20 protein-coding genes are annotated in these 14,748 nt (G+C 66.9%); 10 read left to right on the forward strand and 10 right to left on the reverse strand.

The features are described 5' to 3' along the window. Nucleotides 1-59 precede the first annotated feature (59 nt). From NKH51_RS06055 to NKH51_RS06075, 5 genes are all read left to right on the forward strand, one after another. A complete protein-coding gene (locus tag NKH51_RS06055) occupies nucleotides 60-479 on the forward strand; it encodes a universal stress protein (RefSeq protein WP_254764349.1) in 420 nt (139 codons plus the stop codon). A 54-nt stretch (nucleotides 480-533) separates the two neighbouring features. After that, nucleotides 534-935, forward strand: a complete 402-nt coding sequence (locus tag NKH51_RS06060) for a universal stress protein (protein WP_254764350.1) — start codon at nucleotides 534-536, stop codon at nucleotides 933-935. A gap of 101 nt (nucleotides 936-1,036) precedes the next feature. Continuing rightward, nucleotides 1,037-1,933: a universal stress protein gene (locus tag NKH51_RS06065; RefSeq protein WP_254764351.1), complete on the forward strand. Its 897-nt coding sequence runs from the start codon at nucleotides 1,037-1,039 to the stop codon at nucleotides 1,931-1,933. Between the two features lie 67 nt (nucleotides 1,934-2,000). After that, nucleotides 2,001-2,621, forward strand: a complete 621-nt coding sequence (locus tag NKH51_RS06070) for a metal-dependent hydrolase (protein ID WP_254764352.1) — start codon at nucleotides 2,001-2,003, stop codon at nucleotides 2,619-2,621. A 270-nt stretch (nucleotides 2,622-2,891) separates the two neighbouring features. Beyond that, nucleotides 2,892-3,320, forward strand: coding sequence for a pyridoxamine 5'-phosphate oxidase family protein (locus NKH51_RS06075; protein WP_254764353.1), 429 nt, complete (start codon nucleotides 2,892-2,894; stop codon nucleotides 3,318-3,320). Here the strand turns inward: NKH51_RS06075 and NKH51_RS06080 are convergent. Next, a complete protein-coding gene (locus NKH51_RS06080; RefSeq protein ID WP_254764354.1) occupies nucleotides 3,317-4,654 on the reverse strand; it encodes a TIGR00341 family protein in 1,338 nt (445 codons plus the stop codon). The genes NKH51_RS06075 and NKH51_RS06080 overlap by 4 nt on opposite strands. A 175-nt stretch (nucleotides 4,655-4,829) precedes the next feature. On the opposite strand from NKH51_RS06080, the gene NKH51_RS06085 reads away from it, so the two are divergent. Then, a complete protein-coding gene (locus tag NKH51_RS06085) occupies nucleotides 4,830-5,171 on the forward strand; it encodes a DUF7344 domain-containing protein (protein ID WP_254764355.1) in 342 nt (113 codons plus the stop codon). A gap of 42 nt (nucleotides 5,172-5,213) precedes the next feature. Here the strand turns inward: NKH51_RS06085 and NKH51_RS06090 are convergent, their stop codons facing one another. From NKH51_RS06090 to trxA, 4 genes are all read right to left on the reverse strand, one after another. Beyond that, a complete protein-coding gene (locus NKH51_RS06090; protein WP_254764356.1) occupies nucleotides 5,214-5,711 on the reverse strand; it encodes a universal stress protein in 498 nt (165 codons plus the stop codon). Between the two features lie 81 nt (nucleotides 5,712-5,792). Then, nucleotides 5,793-6,197, reverse strand: coding sequence for a universal stress protein (locus NKH51_RS06095; protein ID WP_254764357.1), 405 nt, complete (start codon nucleotides 6,195-6,197; stop codon nucleotides 5,793-5,795). 101 nt (nucleotides 6,198-6,298) lie between these two features. After that, nucleotides 6,299-7,345, reverse strand: coding sequence for an NAD(P)/FAD-dependent oxidoreductase (locus tag NKH51_RS06100; RefSeq protein ID WP_254764358.1), 1,047 nt, complete (start codon nucleotides 7,343-7,345; stop codon nucleotides 6,299-6,301). Next, entirely contained in the window at nucleotides 7,342-7,701 is a 360-nt protein-coding gene (gene trxA, locus NKH51_RS06105) for a thioredoxin (RefSeq protein ID WP_254764359.1), read from the reverse strand. Before trxA ends, NKH51_RS06100 begins: the two co-directional genes overlap by 4 nt. Nucleotides 7,702-8,037: 336 nt before the next feature. On the opposite strand from trxA, the gene NKH51_RS06110 reads away from it, so the two are divergent. Then, on the forward strand, nucleotides 8,038-8,880 hold the full coding sequence (locus NKH51_RS06110; RefSeq protein ID WP_254764360.1) for a DUF6920 family protein: 843 nt from the start codon (nucleotides 8,038-8,040) through the stop codon (nucleotides 8,878-8,880). A 38-nt stretch (nucleotides 8,881-8,918) separates the two neighbouring features. Here the strand turns inward: NKH51_RS06110 and NKH51_RS06115 are convergent, their stop codons facing one another. After that, entirely contained in the window at nucleotides 8,919-9,314 is a 396-nt protein-coding gene (locus NKH51_RS06115) for a hypothetical protein (RefSeq protein WP_254764361.1), read from the reverse strand. A gap of 207 nt (nucleotides 9,315-9,521) precedes the next feature. On the opposite strand from NKH51_RS06115, the gene NKH51_RS06120 reads away from it, so the two are divergent. Beyond that, nucleotides 9,522-9,653 (forward strand): rubrerythrin-like domain-containing protein, encoded by a 132-nt coding sequence (locus tag NKH51_RS06120; RefSeq protein WP_254764362.1) that lies wholly within the window; start codon nucleotides 9,522-9,524, stop codon nucleotides 9,651-9,653. Nucleotides 9,654-9,666: 13 nt separating this feature from the next. Here the strand turns inward: NKH51_RS06120 and NKH51_RS06125 are convergent, their stop codons facing one another. The 3 genes from NKH51_RS06125 to NKH51_RS06135 form a co-directional block, all read right to left on the reverse strand. Next, entirely contained in the window at nucleotides 9,667-10,071 is a 405-nt protein-coding gene (locus NKH51_RS06125; protein WP_254764363.1) for a helix-turn-helix domain-containing protein, read from the reverse strand. 88 nt (nucleotides 10,072-10,159) lie between these two features. Then, nucleotides 10,160-11,191 carry a sulfite exporter TauE/SafE family protein gene (locus NKH51_RS06130; RefSeq protein WP_254765124.1) on the reverse strand — a complete coding sequence of 344 codons (1,032 nt, stop codon included), beginning with the start codon at nucleotides 11,189-11,191 and terminating at the stop codon, nucleotides 10,160-10,162. A 2-nt stretch (nucleotides 11,192-11,193) separates the two neighbouring features. Continuing rightward, nucleotides 11,194-11,343, reverse strand: coding sequence for a DUF7512 family protein (locus NKH51_RS06135; RefSeq protein WP_254764364.1), 150 nt, complete (start codon nucleotides 11,341-11,343; stop codon nucleotides 11,194-11,196). 380 nt (nucleotides 11,344-11,723) lie between these two features. Between NKH51_RS06135 and NKH51_RS06140 the strand changes: the two genes are divergently transcribed. Continuing rightward, nucleotides 11,724-12,569, forward strand: a complete 846-nt coding sequence (locus NKH51_RS06140) for a universal stress protein (RefSeq protein ID WP_254764365.1) — start codon at nucleotides 11,724-11,726, stop codon at nucleotides 12,567-12,569. A 38-nt stretch (nucleotides 12,570-12,607) separates the two neighbouring features. Here the strand turns inward: NKH51_RS06140 and NKH51_RS06145 are convergent, their stop codons facing one another. Next, nucleotides 12,608-13,165, reverse strand: coding sequence for a helix-turn-helix domain-containing protein (locus NKH51_RS06145; RefSeq protein WP_340674299.1), 558 nt, complete (start codon nucleotides 13,163-13,165; stop codon nucleotides 12,608-12,610). Between the two features lie 205 nt (nucleotides 13,166-13,370). Between NKH51_RS06145 and NKH51_RS06150 the strand changes: the two genes are divergently transcribed. Continuing rightward, complete coding sequence (locus NKH51_RS06150) at nucleotides 13,371-14,720, forward strand: cbb3-type cytochrome c oxidase subunit I (protein ID WP_254764367.1); 1,350 nt, start codon at nucleotides 13,371-13,373, stop codon at nucleotides 14,718-14,720. Nucleotides 14,721-14,748 lie beyond the last annotated feature (28 nt).

Consider the following 14,748-nt stretch of genomic DNA (forward strand, 5'->3'; position numbering starts at 1 on the left):
TCAACTACCGGGGAGAAAGCTATTTGCCGCGATTTCGCATCAGAAACATTGATCCGACGATGTACGAGACGATCCTCGTTCCCGCGGACGGCAGCGATCCGGCGAACCGAGCCGTCGAACACGCGCTCTCGCTGGCCGACGAGTACGGCTCCCGGATAGACATCCTCTACTGCGTCGAGACGTACCGCTACGGCGAACCGGCGCTGAGCAGCGCCGAGATCGTGCTCAACGACCTCGAGGAGCGCGGCCAGGACCTGCTGTCGGAACTGGCCGACCGCGCCGACAACTACGGGGTCGAGGTGTCGACGTGTCTCTGCCACGGCCGGCCCTGGGAAGAGATCCTCGAGCGGGCGGACGGCGTCGATGCCGATCTGATCGTACTTGGCTATCAGGGCCAGAGCCACAGCCGAGAAGGGAAGATCGGCAGCACCGCCGAACGGGTCGTCCGCTCGGCGGACCGGCCGGTGTTGACCGCCTAACCGTCGAGTACGTCGAGACCAGTCCTTATTGGCGTCCTCGACGCAGTGTGCAGTATGTATCACGACATTCTCATCCCGACCGACGGCCGCGAGAACACCGAGGAGGCGATCGACGAAGCCATCGAACTCGCGGCCGAGACGGACGCGACGCTTCACGCCCTCTACGTGGTCAACTCCGCCGCGATCGCGCCGGGGATCAGCTTCGCCGACCTCGAGACGATCGGCCGGCAGGCGGTCGACTACGTCCGCGACCGCGCGCTCGAGGCCGGCGTCGAGCACGTCGAGGAGTGCGTGACCCACGGGCTTCGCGGCGAGGCGATCCTGGGGTACGCGGCCGACCACGATATCGATCTCATCGTAATGGGACGACACAGGGAACTCGACCACCTCATTCGCGGGAGCGTCTCGAAGCGAGTCGCCGAGGAGGCGACGGCGCAGGTGCTGATCGTCGACTGAGGCGGCGGTGTCGGTGCCGGCCGCCGGCCGGCGCCCGGAGACCTCCCACCGCTCGGGACGGCGGCCAATAGTGAAGGGGGCGGGGTTCGAACTCCCCACGAATGACCGACCACATCGTCATCCCCGTCGACGGGAGCGAGGAGGCGACGCGGGCCGCGAAACGCGGCCTCGAACTGGCTACCGTCGTCGACGCGACCGTCGACGTGCTCCACGTCGTCGAGCGGAAATCCCTTCGGCTCGCGGCGTCGGCCGACGAAGAGACGCGGCTTCGAGAGCGCGGCGAGTCGATCCTCTCGGAGATCGAGGAGATCGCCGCGTCGCTCGGCCAGCCGGTGACGACGGCGCTTCGCGAGGGACGCCCCGGCGTCCGGATCCGCGAGTACGCGGCCGAGGCCGACGCGACGCTGCTCGTCGTCGGGCGACAGGGTGCGACGGGCCTCGGCAAGCGACTGCTCGGCGGCGTCACGGAGCACCTCCTCCACCGCAGCGAGGTTCCGGTGTTCGTCGTTCCGGCCGGTGACGCGGCGTCGACGCCCGCCACCGACTACGAGCGCGTCCTCGTACCGACCGACGGGAGCGAGAACGCAAACCGGGCCACCGAGCGCGGGGCGACGATCGCCAGCCACTGCGGTGCGGCCGTCCACGTCCTGAACGTCGTCGACCTCCAGAGCGCGGGCGGCCTGTTCAGCGCCGGCGGCCTCGAGGCCGAGTTCGTCGACCGCCTCGAGGCCCGCGGGACCGAGGCGGTCGACGCGGCCGCGAGCGCGATCGCCGAGACGGCGTCCGAGGTCGACGTTACGACAGCTGTCGTCCGGACGACCGGTGGCGAGGGTGCCGCCGCCGGTATCCGCGGATACGTCGCCGACCACGACATCGATCTGATCGTGATGGGGTCTCACGGCCGCTCGAACGTCGGGCGGCAACTGCTCGGCAGCGTGACCTCGGCCCTGCTGCGGACGGTCGACGTGCCCGTCCTCGTCGTCGGCCGGTCGGCGTAGAGGTCCCGACGCGCTCGCTCGAGCCACCGACGCGTTCAAGTAATTCCGTCCCCTGAAACAGGTCACGATGATGCTTCCGACCCACGCCTTCACCGGGCTCGTGCTCGCGCTCCCGATCGCGCTCGCGATACCGGAGTTCGGTACCGCGGCGCTCGTCGCGGGCTTTCTCGGCGGCGTCTTCCCGGACCTCGATATGTACGTCGGCCACCGGAAGACGCTGCACTACCCGGTGTACTTTTCGGCGCTCGCCGTCGCGGTCGCCCCGCTCGCCCTCCTCGCGCCGACGGCGGCAACGGTCGCCGCCGCCGTATTCTTGCTCGCCGCGGCCGTCCACAGCGTCACGGACGTCTTCGGCGGCGGCCTCGAGCTTCGTCCGTGGGAGGCGACCTCCGACCGGGCGGTCTACGACCACTACCGCGGGCAGTGGATCGCCCCCTACCGGTGGGTGCGCTACGACGGCGCGCCCGAGGACCTCCTGCTCTCGGTGACGCTTGCCGTCCCGCTGTTGCTCACCCTCGAGGGGGCGCTCCGGTGGGTCGTCGCCGCGTCGCTGGCCGTCGCGGTCGTCTACACCGCGGTGCGCCGGCTCCTTCCGCGGATCGCGGAGGAACTCTTCGACGGCGATGTCGTCTCGAGTCTCCCGACCGGCGTCCTCGCGTACGTGCCGGCCCGGTATCTAGACGACTGAGGCTCGCTTTTCGTCGGGCGGCGAGACCGCCAGAACGGGCGTCTCGGCGCTGGGGGGGCCACTTTTCGGTGCCCCTTCTCAGGAGGTACCTGCCGAGGCCGGCGCGGTCGTGAGTCCCGATGACAACCAAGTCGGTGTCGCGCCAGGCGGCGTCGTCGAGGATCGCCGCGCGAGCGCGCCGCTGAACATTTGAGACTGTGAAATCAGGTATTTCGGGCTCGACGGCGCGAGGGGTAAGCGTACTTACCGTATCGTCCCGTCCTGTTCGATATGGAGCACGCCGACTACGTATACACGACGGGGATGGACGACGCCGACCTCGAGGAGCGACTGCGAACCGGCGACCACGGCGTCCTCGCGCTGGCCGACGGCGACGACGCGTACGCGGTTCCGCTGAGCTACCACTACGACGGCGAGCGGTTCCTGCTTCGCGTGAGCGACCACGGCGACGCCGAGAAGCGTCAATATCTGGAGACCACCGACACCGCCACGTTCGTCTGCTACGATACGACGGGGGACGAATCCTGGAGTATCCACATCCGCGGCCCCGTCCGCCAGTCGGACCGCGACATCGACGAGGGGACGCTCAACGAGTGGTTTCCGCCGTTTCACCTGTTCGACGAAGCGGTCGAAGACGTCGAGTTCGTCCTCTACGAACTCGAGCCGGCGGCGGTCACCGGTCGGGAGACGGTCGACTAATCATCGGACGAGTGGGTAGTGTGGACGACGATTCGCTCGCCGGTGTCGGTCCCGAGCCGATCGGCGATGACGTACCGGACCTCGACGACGAGCGACCCCGAGACGTGTTCGGAGATATTCTCATAGATCCGGTCGGCGAGCGTCGGTTCCGGGCCGGGATCGTGTCCGGTGACCGTGACGACGACGCTGTCGATCGATCTGGTCGGGTAGTCGTCGTTCAGAACTACCTCGACCGAATCCTCTCCCGCGACGTACTCGGTGTCGTCGACGACCGCGGTGACCTCCGCCTCTGCGGTCGACTGGAGCTGCGTCGTTCGGATCTCGAGCAGCGTCATGCCGGCGAGCGGGGCGGCCAGCACCAGCAACGCGACCCCGAACACCGTCGCGTACGTGATCGTCTGCGTCCGCGTCGGCGAGAGGTCGAACAGTCCCTGCGGCCGATAGCCGATGGCCCACAGCGTGGCCAGGGCCGCGACGTTGATCGATAGGATGTTGACGACGACCAGCACGAATGCACCGACCGCGGCACCGTACATCCCCCACCCGACCGTGATTCCGACGGCGGCCGCCGGCGGAATGAGCGCCGCCGCGATCATCACCCCGACGATCGCTTCCGAGAACCCTCGCGTGAGGCTCAGAATGCCGGCCACGCCGGCGCCAAGCGCGACGGCGATCGACAGGAGGTTCGGCGAGACGCGCTCTTCCAGCTCGGCGACGACCACGATGTCGACGCCCGCCGGCTCGAGACCCGCCAGCCGTGCGAGCAATGCGAGGACGATCGACGCACCGACGACGATGACGATGCCGGCGAGTTGGTAGCGAAATCCAGTCGACCGGAGGTGGTCGTCGGCAGTGACGATACCGACGTTGGCGGCCAGCGCGGGGCCGAGCAGCGGAGCGATGACCATCGAGCCGACGACGACCGCGGGCGAGTCCGACAGCAGACCGGCCGTACCGACGACCGCGCTGATCACCAGCATGGCGACGTAGATCGAAAACGAAGGGGTGAGTTCGTCGGCCTTCGTCCGTAGCACCTGCCTCGAGGTCCGCTCGCCCGTCCCGCCGCGGCTGTACCGGGAGAGCAGGTCGTCAAATTCCCGTGAGATGACCGTTTCGGCGTTGATGACGACGACGCGCGCGTCATCGATCTCGGCGTCGGCGAGGCGATCGAGGACCGGTTCGACAGCGCGTGTCGGGAGCGGAAACCGGATGACCGCGGCGTAGCCCCTGTCGCTGGTCTCGTCGCTGACGACGTAATCGATCCCCTCGGACTCGAGGATATCGATGACGGCCCGCTGCCGCCCCTCCGGAACCGTGATCTCGAGATAACGCATGCGGTGATCGACCACGATCAAGCCGATAATAGTGGGCCGTCGATCGGGTTCCGGTCGGTGCGTCCAGCGGCTCCGGTAGCGTCGCTGAATAGTCCGCTCGTCCGGTTGCTTTCATAGCGTGGGAACACGCTGTGTAGCTTTATCCGGTAGTCTCGACACCTCGACCATCGGATCCATGAGCGAGTGCCAGATCGTCGATTCGGACGGTACCGTCCGGCGCACGTGCGACGTAGACGAGATCCTATCGCTGCTTGCCGACGCCCATCGCCGGACTGTCGTCCGAACCCTCGACACGGCGCCGAAAAACTGGACTCACCGCGAGTCGCTGCTCGAGTCGCTACCCACGAGCGAGGCGATGACCGCCGACGAGTGGGCGCTGGAACTCGCTCACGCCCACCTCCCGCGGCTCGAGGACTGCGGGCTCGTCGAGTACGACGCCCACAGCGAGACGGTTCGCTACTACGAGTGCGAACTCGTCTCTGCGATGCTCGACTCGATCGAGCGAACGACCGAGTGAGCCGGCGGGCGAGTCGACATCGGCGACCCGGTGTCGCGTGTACTACGACGGCGAGTCGGCATCCTCGTAGAAGTCCTCGTGGGCGTCGATCGTCTCGAGTTTCGGCGGGTGGCGCTGGCGGACGATGAACACGTCGTAGGACTCGTCGGCGGCGACGTGGACGCCGACGCTGGTCAGCGGCGTGACGACCCGGCCGACGTTGTCGCTGCCGAGGAAGACGACGCTCGGATCGTGCTCGAGGACGAGTCGCTCGATGCGGTTCGCGAGCCGCGCTTCCGGGGGGAACTCCCGGATCCGCTCGTACTCGAACGTCGCGTCGGGAGCCAGCGACTGTACCTGCTCCCGGAGCCGCTCGACGGCGGCCGCGACGTCGTACTCTTCATCCTCGCCGATCCAGCCCTTCTCTCGCGCGTATTTCTTTCGTTCGGGGACTACAGAGACGGCCACGATCTCCTGCTCGAGGGCAGCGCCGTACTCGACGGCCCTGACGAGGGCGGCCTCCGCGAGCTCCGATCCGTCGAACGGAACGACGAACGTCATACGCCTACTCTCTCACCCGTGACCATTAATTTCGAGGGATGTCGCCGGTGAGTCGCTCGAGCCGGACCCCCACGACCGCCGTCAGGCCGTGATTACCGGCCGATCGACGTATCTGACGACCCGCTCGGCGGTGCTCCCGATCTCGCCGCCGGAGCCGAGACCGCGATTGCCGATGACCACCAGCTCCGCGTCGATCTCGTCGGCGTACTCGCCGATCAGCTGGGAGGGGCGACCGCTTCGGATCTCGGTCGTCACGTCCACGTCGGCTCGCGATGCGATATCGTCCAGCAGCTCTCGGCCGCGCTCTTCTAGGTCCGCGGTGATCGCGTCCGCGTCCGACACCATCGACCCGCCGTATCGCTGCGTGTCGACGACGTACAGCGCGTGGAGGTCGGCGTCGAACCTCGACGCCAGATCGAGTGCGTGGTCCGTCGCTCGCTCGGCCGAATCGCTCCCGTCCGTTGCGATGAGGATCGTCTCGTACATGGGCGAGCCAATCCACCACTGACGACGCCATATAAGTAACAGGTTCGCTGGAATCGAAGGCCGGCTGCCACCACGGTCGACGCGCTGTCTCGCCCGGCAGGCTAGTCGTCTGCCTCGAGTTCCGCGGCGACTGCCGGCTGCTCCTCGGCTGCCGCCCGCTCGTCGAGCCATGATTCAGCGTCGAGGGCGGCCATACTGCCGGTCCCCGCGGCGGTGATCGCCTGCCGGTAGTCGGGGTCCATCACGTCGCCGGCACCGAAGACGCCGGGGACCGCGGTCTCGGTCGTCCGCCCGTCGAGCGTTCGCAGGTGGCCCGATGGCTCGAGGTCGACGGCGGTGTCGGCGAGGAACTCCGTGTTCGGGACGTGGCCGACGCCGTAGAAGATCCCGCCGACGGCGACATCCTCGCGCTCGACCTCGAACCCCGTCTCGAGCTTCTCGGTGGGGTGGCCGTCGGGATGGGAGGCCAGCGTCGCGCCGGTGACGCCCTCCGCCTGCGAGCCGTGGATCTCGAGCAACTCGGTGTTCCAGCGGAACTCGATTTTCTCGTGGTCGCGGGCGCGCCGTGCCATGACCTCGGAGGCGCGCAGTTCGTCGCGCCGGTGGACGATCGTCACGCTGTCGGCGAACTTCGCGAGGAAGAGCGCCTCCTCCATCGCGCTGTCGCCGCCGCCGATCACGAGCACGTCGTCGCCGCGGTGGAACGCGCCGTCGCAAGTTGCACACGTCGAGAGGCCGTAGCCCATCAACTCGTCTTCGTTCTCGGCGCCGACCCAGCGGGCGCTCGCGCCGGTCGCGACGATCAACGCCCGCGTCCGTACGGCGTCGCCGCTCGAGAACTCGAGTTCGAACGGCCGCTCGCCGAGCGTCGCCCGCTCGACGGTGCCGTGGCGGAACTCGGCCCCGAACCGCTCGGCTTGCGCTTTCCCACGCTGGATCAGCTCCATGCCGCCGACGCCCTCGGGGAACCCGAGGTAGTTCTCCACGTCGGTCGTCAGCGTGAGCTGGCCGCCCGGCTCCGGCCCCTCGAGCACCAGCGGCTCGAGGTCGGCTCGCGCGGCGTAGACCGCGGCCGAGAGGCCGGCCACGCCAGAGCCGACGATTATCACGTTACGGACGGACGATACGCTGGATTGGTCCTCGTTCATTCGGTGTATCCCTCGATCAGGCTCCGCAGTCGGTCCGCCGGCAGCGCGCCGGTCTGTTGTTCGACTTGCTCGCCGTCCGCGAACAGCGCGAGCGTCGGAACGCCCCGTACGCCGTACGCGGCCGCGAGTTGCTGGTTCGCGTCGACGTCGACTTTGGCCATCACCGCCTCGGTTTCGCCCGCCAGCCTGTCGATGACCGGCTCGAGCATCTTGCAGGGGCCACACCAGTCCGCGTAGAAGTCGACGAGGACGACGTCGTGCTCGTCAACGACCTCGTCGAGGTGGTTTTTCCCCTCGATGTAGACGGGTTCGTCGATCGACTGTCCGGCTGCGTCGCGGTGTGCATCAGTTGCCATCACTCCTCCGTATGAACCGAGAGTGCATAAAGGTTTGCACGAAAGCCACAATACAAAGCAATTGAATCCACTGCAATCCCAGGCAGGGGTACGCGTATCCGTTCTCTTCGAGCAATTGCTGGTGCTCCCGGATCCGACCACCAGTATTAATCGTGCCCCAAGCATGCAATATGGTGGCTGCCACCGCCGCTCTTTCACCGCTCGAACGCACCGGTAGCAGTGTGGGATAGACCCGCGGCAGTCCACCCGGCAGGGAGTGGCTTTAGGGGGCTGCTCGAGCGACGTTCATGACCGATGGCACCGACGACACACTCGCGGTCTGCGCGGGGGAGGTGGATGCGACTCGTTCCCGCACTCCTGTTCGCTCTCGCGGTCGCCGCGCTCGCGGCCGCCGCACGCCGCTTCGACGGACGGATCGACGACCGCGTGACCGCCCTCCTCGAGTCCGCCGAGCCCCATCCCGACGGTGCGTTCACGCGCGACGACCTCGAGGACGTGCCCGCGCCCGCGGCGCGATATTTTCGGACCGTGCTCGAGGAGGGACAGCCGTACACCCAAACGGTCCGCCTCCGCCAGCGCGGCGAGTTCCGCCTCGGCGGCGCGGACGGCTCGTGGAAGCGCCTCGAGGCGACCCAGCACGTCACGACGCGCCCGCCGGGCTTCGTCTGGGACGCGACGATCGCCGTCGCACCGCTACTGTCGGTTCGCGTCGTCGACCTGTACGCGCGCGGCGAGGGGCTGTTACGGGCGCGCCTTCGCTCGGCGATTCCCGTCGCGAGCGCCGGCCCGTCGCCCGAGATGAACGAGGGCGAACTGGTCCGTTACCTCGCCGAGGCAGCGTGGTATCCGACCGCCTTGCTGCCCGCTCGCGGCGTCGAGTGGGAGCCGATCGACGACGATGACGCCGCCCGGGCGACGCTCGAGCACGGCGGTGCGACGGCGTCGGTCGTGTTTCACTTCGACGACCGCGACGAGATCGAGCGGGTGACGGCCGAGCGCTACCGGCAGGAAGACGAGTCGTACGCGCCGTGGACCGGACGCTTCGGCGACTACGAGGACCGCGACGGACGACGGGTGCCGACCGAGGCGGAAGTCGAGTGGAATCTCGAGGACGGCGACCTGTCGTACTGGCGAGCCAGCGTGGACGCGATCGAGTACGACGCGCCCGTTCTCCGATGACGGTCGATCGGTTCAGTCGCGCGCTCGAGTCGGTCGCGCTACTCCAACTCGAGAACGAGGATGGCGACGAGGAGGCCGATGTTGATGAGCACGCCCGCCGCGCCCTGTTCGATCAGCAGGTCGAACCGACCGTTCCACATGACGACGAGGACCACCGTCGAGAGGACTGCCGCACCGACGACGGCCGGTTTCCACCAGCCCCACTCGAACGCGTATCCGATACCGCCGAGAACGAAACCGACGGTGACCGCGACGTACAGCACGCTCGCGACCGTCAGTATCACACCCTCGGGCAGGAGCGACGAGAGGAGCCACGAGTGGCCGCTCCACCCCATCTGGTCTTCCACCTCGACCCAGCCCAGACTCAGCACGACGTACCAGCCGTGGACGAGGCCGTGCAACACGAGAAAGAGACCGACGGCGAGTCGACGCATGGGATTCCCTTCGCGTGGCGTTCCGATAACCGTTCGCGGTGGTTCTCAGCGCTCGAGATGCCCGACGGATCCGCGGCCGCGACCGGGTGCACGAGCGTGGGGTCCGGCCGGCGTGACCAGTCGCTATCCGCCACCCGACGAATTGCCAGTCTTGCGCACGAATGACTTATCGCGGTATGAGTGGTACCATATACCACGGTGTATGCTATGGTCGAAGAGAAACATCCCGACAACCTGTATGAATGTATACGATGCGGTAGGAGAGTGAAGGCACACCACACGACAGCGTGCTCGAACTGCGGCGGGGAGATGCAAAACCTCAGCAACGTCAGGGAGTAGGCTCGATCGCGAGTTACCCTTCGACAGTCGCCGCGCTTTCGTCGGGCTGTTCGTACTTATCCTCGAACTCCTGAATGAGCTGGCCCATCTTCGCGTACCAGTCGTTTAGCATCCGCTGCATGTCGTTTGCGATCTGAGTCGGGTCCGTCGGCCGGTAGACGTGGTAGTAGCCGCCCTGATCGTAGTTGATCTGTTCTTTCTGGATGAAGCCGCTCTGGAGCAGTCGCTGGATCGCTCGGTAGGCGGTCGAGCGCTCCCGGTCGACCCGGTCGGCGACCTCGTCGATCGTCAGCGGCTCGCCGCTGTCAACCAGCACCCGAAAGCAGTCCTTGTCGAGCTGTTTGAGGCCGTGGATACACTCCAGCAGCCCTTCGCACTCCATATCCTGCTGGAGTTGTTCCGCCATTGAATCTGCCATTGTCCTACCACGTGGTAGGAATCGAACTGATAAAAGGATTTTGTGAATATTGTACAATCTCGCCGCCGCGAACCGCCCGGGAGCCGCGTCAGTCCGCGGCTCGGGGAGCGGCGTCGGGTTCGGCGCGCATGGTGGTGATCGTGCTGTAGATCACGGCTCCGCTGACCAACAGCGCAGAGAGCATGATCAGCGCGAAGCTGACCGTGCTCAGCGCCTCGATTCCGAGGTAGTTCCCGGCCTGTCGGAATGCGACCGCGACCGAGCCGCCCAGCAACATTAGCCCGAAGTAGATCTTGATGTCGCCCTCGTCGGCGATGCTGGTCGCCGCCGAGCCGATGCGAGCGCCGAGGGCGCTCCCGGCCAAAAGCGGCGCGACGATCGCGAGGTCGACGCCGCCTTCCATCCCGTAGAGGTACGAGCCGATCCCGCCCGAGATGACGATCTCGAAGAGGTCGGTCCCGACCGCGACGGGAACCGGCACCCCGATCAGGTAGAACAGCGCGGGCATGCGGATGAATCCGCCGCCGACGCCGAGGAATCCCGACAGCAGGCCGGTCGCGAACGCGACGCCGAGGACCATCCACAGCGAGACCTGCAGCCCGCCCGTGATCGTCATCATCGGCGGAATTCGGTACGACTGGATCGTCTTGGCGATGTCGGGGATCGCGTCGGGATCGATCTCCGCGTCCGGATCGTGGTGACCGCCGCCGTCGTCGCCGTCGTCTCTGAGCGCGTTGCGCGTGACGAACAGGCCGATCGCACCGAGCAGGACGACGTAGGTGACGCCGATGACCCCGCTGGCGAGGCCCAGTTCCTCGAGGTGGAACACGCCGATCCGGCCGACCTCGATCCCGATCGAGGTGCCGACGACCATCAGCCCGCCGAGCTTGTAGTCGACCTGCCCGAGGTCGTGATGTTTCAGCGTCGCGATCACGGCCGTCCCGAAGACGAACGCCATCCCGCTACCGACGGCGACCCGAGCGGGATACCCCATCACGAGCAACGCGGGCGTGACGAGGAACGAGCCGCCCATTCCGAAGAACCCGAACAGCACGCCGATCATGAAGCCAAAGCCCACGAACAGCGCGAGCAGGGGCAGTCCGATACCGAACAGTTCCATCGTCATCGGTCCGCGATCACCCCGACGAGGTGCGGGCCCGCGACTCGCTCGAGCGCGCCGTAGCCGGCGTAGAGGACGACCGCCTCGGTGAGGACGGTGCCGACGAGCGCGCCCGCCTGTACCGGCGTCGCGAGGGTTGCGAAGTCGATCATTCGTACCGCCTCCGATCGCCAATCGGTTGTGTATGGATCATGGGTTTCTGCACATTACCCACTACCCGAAGCAACGGTATAACGCTTTTGGAGATACTGCACAATATTATCCGTGGCTATCTCACCGCTAACCCACCGGAATATTCTCATAAGTTATGGAGATACAGAAGGGGGCCGTGACTGTTGGTCACCATCTCGGGCGCGTTCGGCCCCAGAGAGTGACGGGTTATCGGGGTACCGATGGACGACCGTTTCGATCGTCGTCATTCGTCGGCCATGGGGATCGAACCGTGTTGGTCTAGAGTAATCTATCGGTAGCGAACTGGCCCACTGTATTGAGCTCAGGAAACAATATTATACTGCCGGGCCCTACGGAGAGTATGAAGGCAGTGTACGCGACCGACCTGTCGGCGGCCAGTGAAGCGACCATTCGAAACGAAACGTGTCTCGAGTGTCTCGAGCGGATCGGGGTCGAGGAGGTCCACCTCGTGACGGTCATTCCGTCGAACGTCCACGTCGGCATGCCGGGAATGGACTTCGAGAAGCGACGTGCGGAGGCGCTCGAGCGCTATCGCCGCGTCATCGAGGACGCAGGGTTCGACGTGGAGACCCACGTCGTGCGAGGGACGCCCCACCGACGCATCACCGGGCTCGCCGAAACGATCGGCGCGGGCCTGACGATCGTCGGCTCGCGCGGGAAGAGCCCGCTCGAGAACCGGGTCATCGGCTCGACCGCTCGCAATCTCGCGCGAACGACGGTGACGCCGCTGTTGGTCAACCGGATCGAGCGCGAGACCGAAGAGCCGGCCGTCCGCGAGGCCCACCTGTTCCGGCGGGTACTGTACGCGACGGACTTCTCCGAGAACGCCGACCGGGCGTTCGAGGCGTTCTCGTACCTTCGCCACGCGACTCGGGAAGCCACGCTGGTTCACGTCCGAACGCCGAAGGACCCGGACCTGCCGGACGAAGACGACGCCGAGGAGCGACTGGCGGCGCTCGCGGATCGACTCGAGGAGTGGGAGATCGAGACGCGAACCGAGATCCGCGAGGGCGATCCGGCCGACGAGATCCTCGCCGCGGAGGCCGACCACGAGCCGACGACGACCCTCGTGGGCTCGCGCGGCCACAGCAGGCTCCGCCGCCTGCTGCTCGGCAGCGTCTCCGAAGACATCGTCGCTCGAGCCGACGGGAACGTGTTGCTCGTCCCGCCGCCGCGGACGGCCTAAACGAATTGTCAGTCGCGTGCTGGCGGCACCCGCGACGATCACCGGTCGTCGGATCCCCGTCCGATGCGCTCGTCGGCGAACCAGTGCGCGATCTTCCCCTCTGCGCGGTGTAAAATATCGCTGCACGTTGACTTCGAAATCTCGAGGTGAGCGGCGACCTCCGTGAGCGTCGCCGCGCGCGGAACGTCGTAGTACCCCTCGTCGACGGCGGTCAGGAACACCTCTCGTTGCCGGTCGGTCAACAGGCGGTCCGTCCGACCGGTGACGTCGTGGACGGACTCGAGGCGATAGCCGATGTCGCTTTCCTCCAAGAGGGTCCCGAGCGTGGACAGTCGGTCGGCGCTCGTGGTCAACTCCCACGTGACGACGCCGTCCTCGACGACGAACGGGGTCTCGACCGGGACGCCCGCTCGCTGCATCGGGCGGAGTACGGACGGGTCCGCCGTTTCGACCTGGAGGAGCGCGGTGTCGTCGTGTTTCCACAGCAGTTCCAGGTCGCGGACGTCGTCACGGTCGTCGATGCTGGCGATGATCGGGACGGGGTTCGGCGTCGCCAATTCGATACCGGCGACGCTGACATCGGGCCCCACCAGCACCGAAATCACCCGAAAGGCGGTGTCGGAATACGTCGTCGAAACCTCGCGAATCCACAGGGAGTCGGGAATCCGTACCGTAAGCGTTGCACGCGGCATTCGGCTTCGAAGACGGCGGCCAGACCGGTAGCGACTCCTTCGAACATGTTCGAATCGCCCCGAGATATTCGCGAGAACCGATACGCCCTCGCCGCTCGTTCGAACACGTATGACCGACGACGCGCCGACCGAGTCACGCGGGCCCGCTTCCGAACGAGACGCTACCCGGCCGACGAGCAGCCCGCTCGTGCCGGCGGGAACGCCGTTTCACGTCGCCGGCGTCTGCTTTCTGCTCGCCGGGCTCGTGCTCGCGCTCTATCAGGGCCTTCAGGCGTTCGCGCTCGTGCCGCGGCTCTCCTGGCTCACGTGGACGCACATCCACTTCGTGACGATCGGTGCGTTCACCCAGCTGATTTTCGGCACGCTCCCGAACCTGGCTGCCCGGAAACTCGAGCGGCCGACCCCGTCGACGCGGGCGACTCGAGCGAGTTTCCTCGGGCTGAACGGCGCGCTCCTCCTCGCCTGGTACGGCCGCGCGGTCGGTATCCCGCTCGCGTTCGACATCGGGCTCGCGGTCGTCTGGCTGCTCGCGCTGTGGCTGTTTGCCCTCGTGCTCGGGATGGCCCGCCGCGCCGATGGCCGGTTGACACGCGATCCGACCGTCGGCTTCTACCTGCTCTCGCCGTTCGTCTACCTGCTCGGGCTGGCTTTCGCGTTCGGCCTGTACAGTCACAGTGTCTCCGTTCCGGGCGGCTGGGCCGGGCTTCGCGAGGCGCACGTCCACGCCAACGCGTGGGGCTTCTTCGGGCTCGCGGCGATCGGAACGCTGTACGATCTGTTTCCCCGACTCGTCGACGCGGAGCCGTACAGCGATCGCCTGCAACGTCTCTCGCTCGTCTTGTTCGCGTTCGGAATCTTCCCGCTCGTCTTCGGTCCGGTCCTCGGCATGGGACGGTCGGTCACCGGCGTCGGCCTCGCGCTGTACGCCGGCGGCTACCTGCTGTACGCCTACACCCTCGTGCGGACCTATCTGGCCGGGACGCCCAACGGGACCGCTTTCTCGGTGCTCGTCGCGCAGTTCTGGGTCCTCGCGCCGGCGAGTTTCGCCCCGTTCATCCTCTTCGGCGTCCCGCTCGGGATCCCGCGCGCCTGGATCGAAACGGGCGCACTTCACTTCCTCTTCACGGGGTGGGCGCTCCCCGTCGCGCTCGCCGGTTCGCTGCTCGCCGTTCGCCCCCTCGAGCGCACGACCGAAACGGAGCCGGAGTCGGGAACGGCCGACCGCTCCGATACGCTCCTCGCCCGCGGCTCCGTTCCGTCGGTCGTCGGTCCGGCCACGGTCCTGCTCTGGAACGCGGCGGTGTTGGCCGTCGGCGTCGGCTTCTTCTACCGGGAGGAGCCGTGGTCGGCGCTCCTTCACGGCCCCGGCTACACCGTGTTGCTCGGCATCTGGTGCTACTACGTCGCTCGAATCGTCGGCCGGCGGGTGCGCGCGAGGCCGGTCACCTCGAGGGTCTGAGCTGCCCTCTGCCCCTTCCGAGCCCGGA

Source organism: Natrinema marinum (assembly GCF_024296685.1).
Taxonomy (GTDB): Archaea; Halobacteriota; Halobacteria; order Halobacteriales; family Natrialbaceae; genus Natrinema; species Natrinema marinum.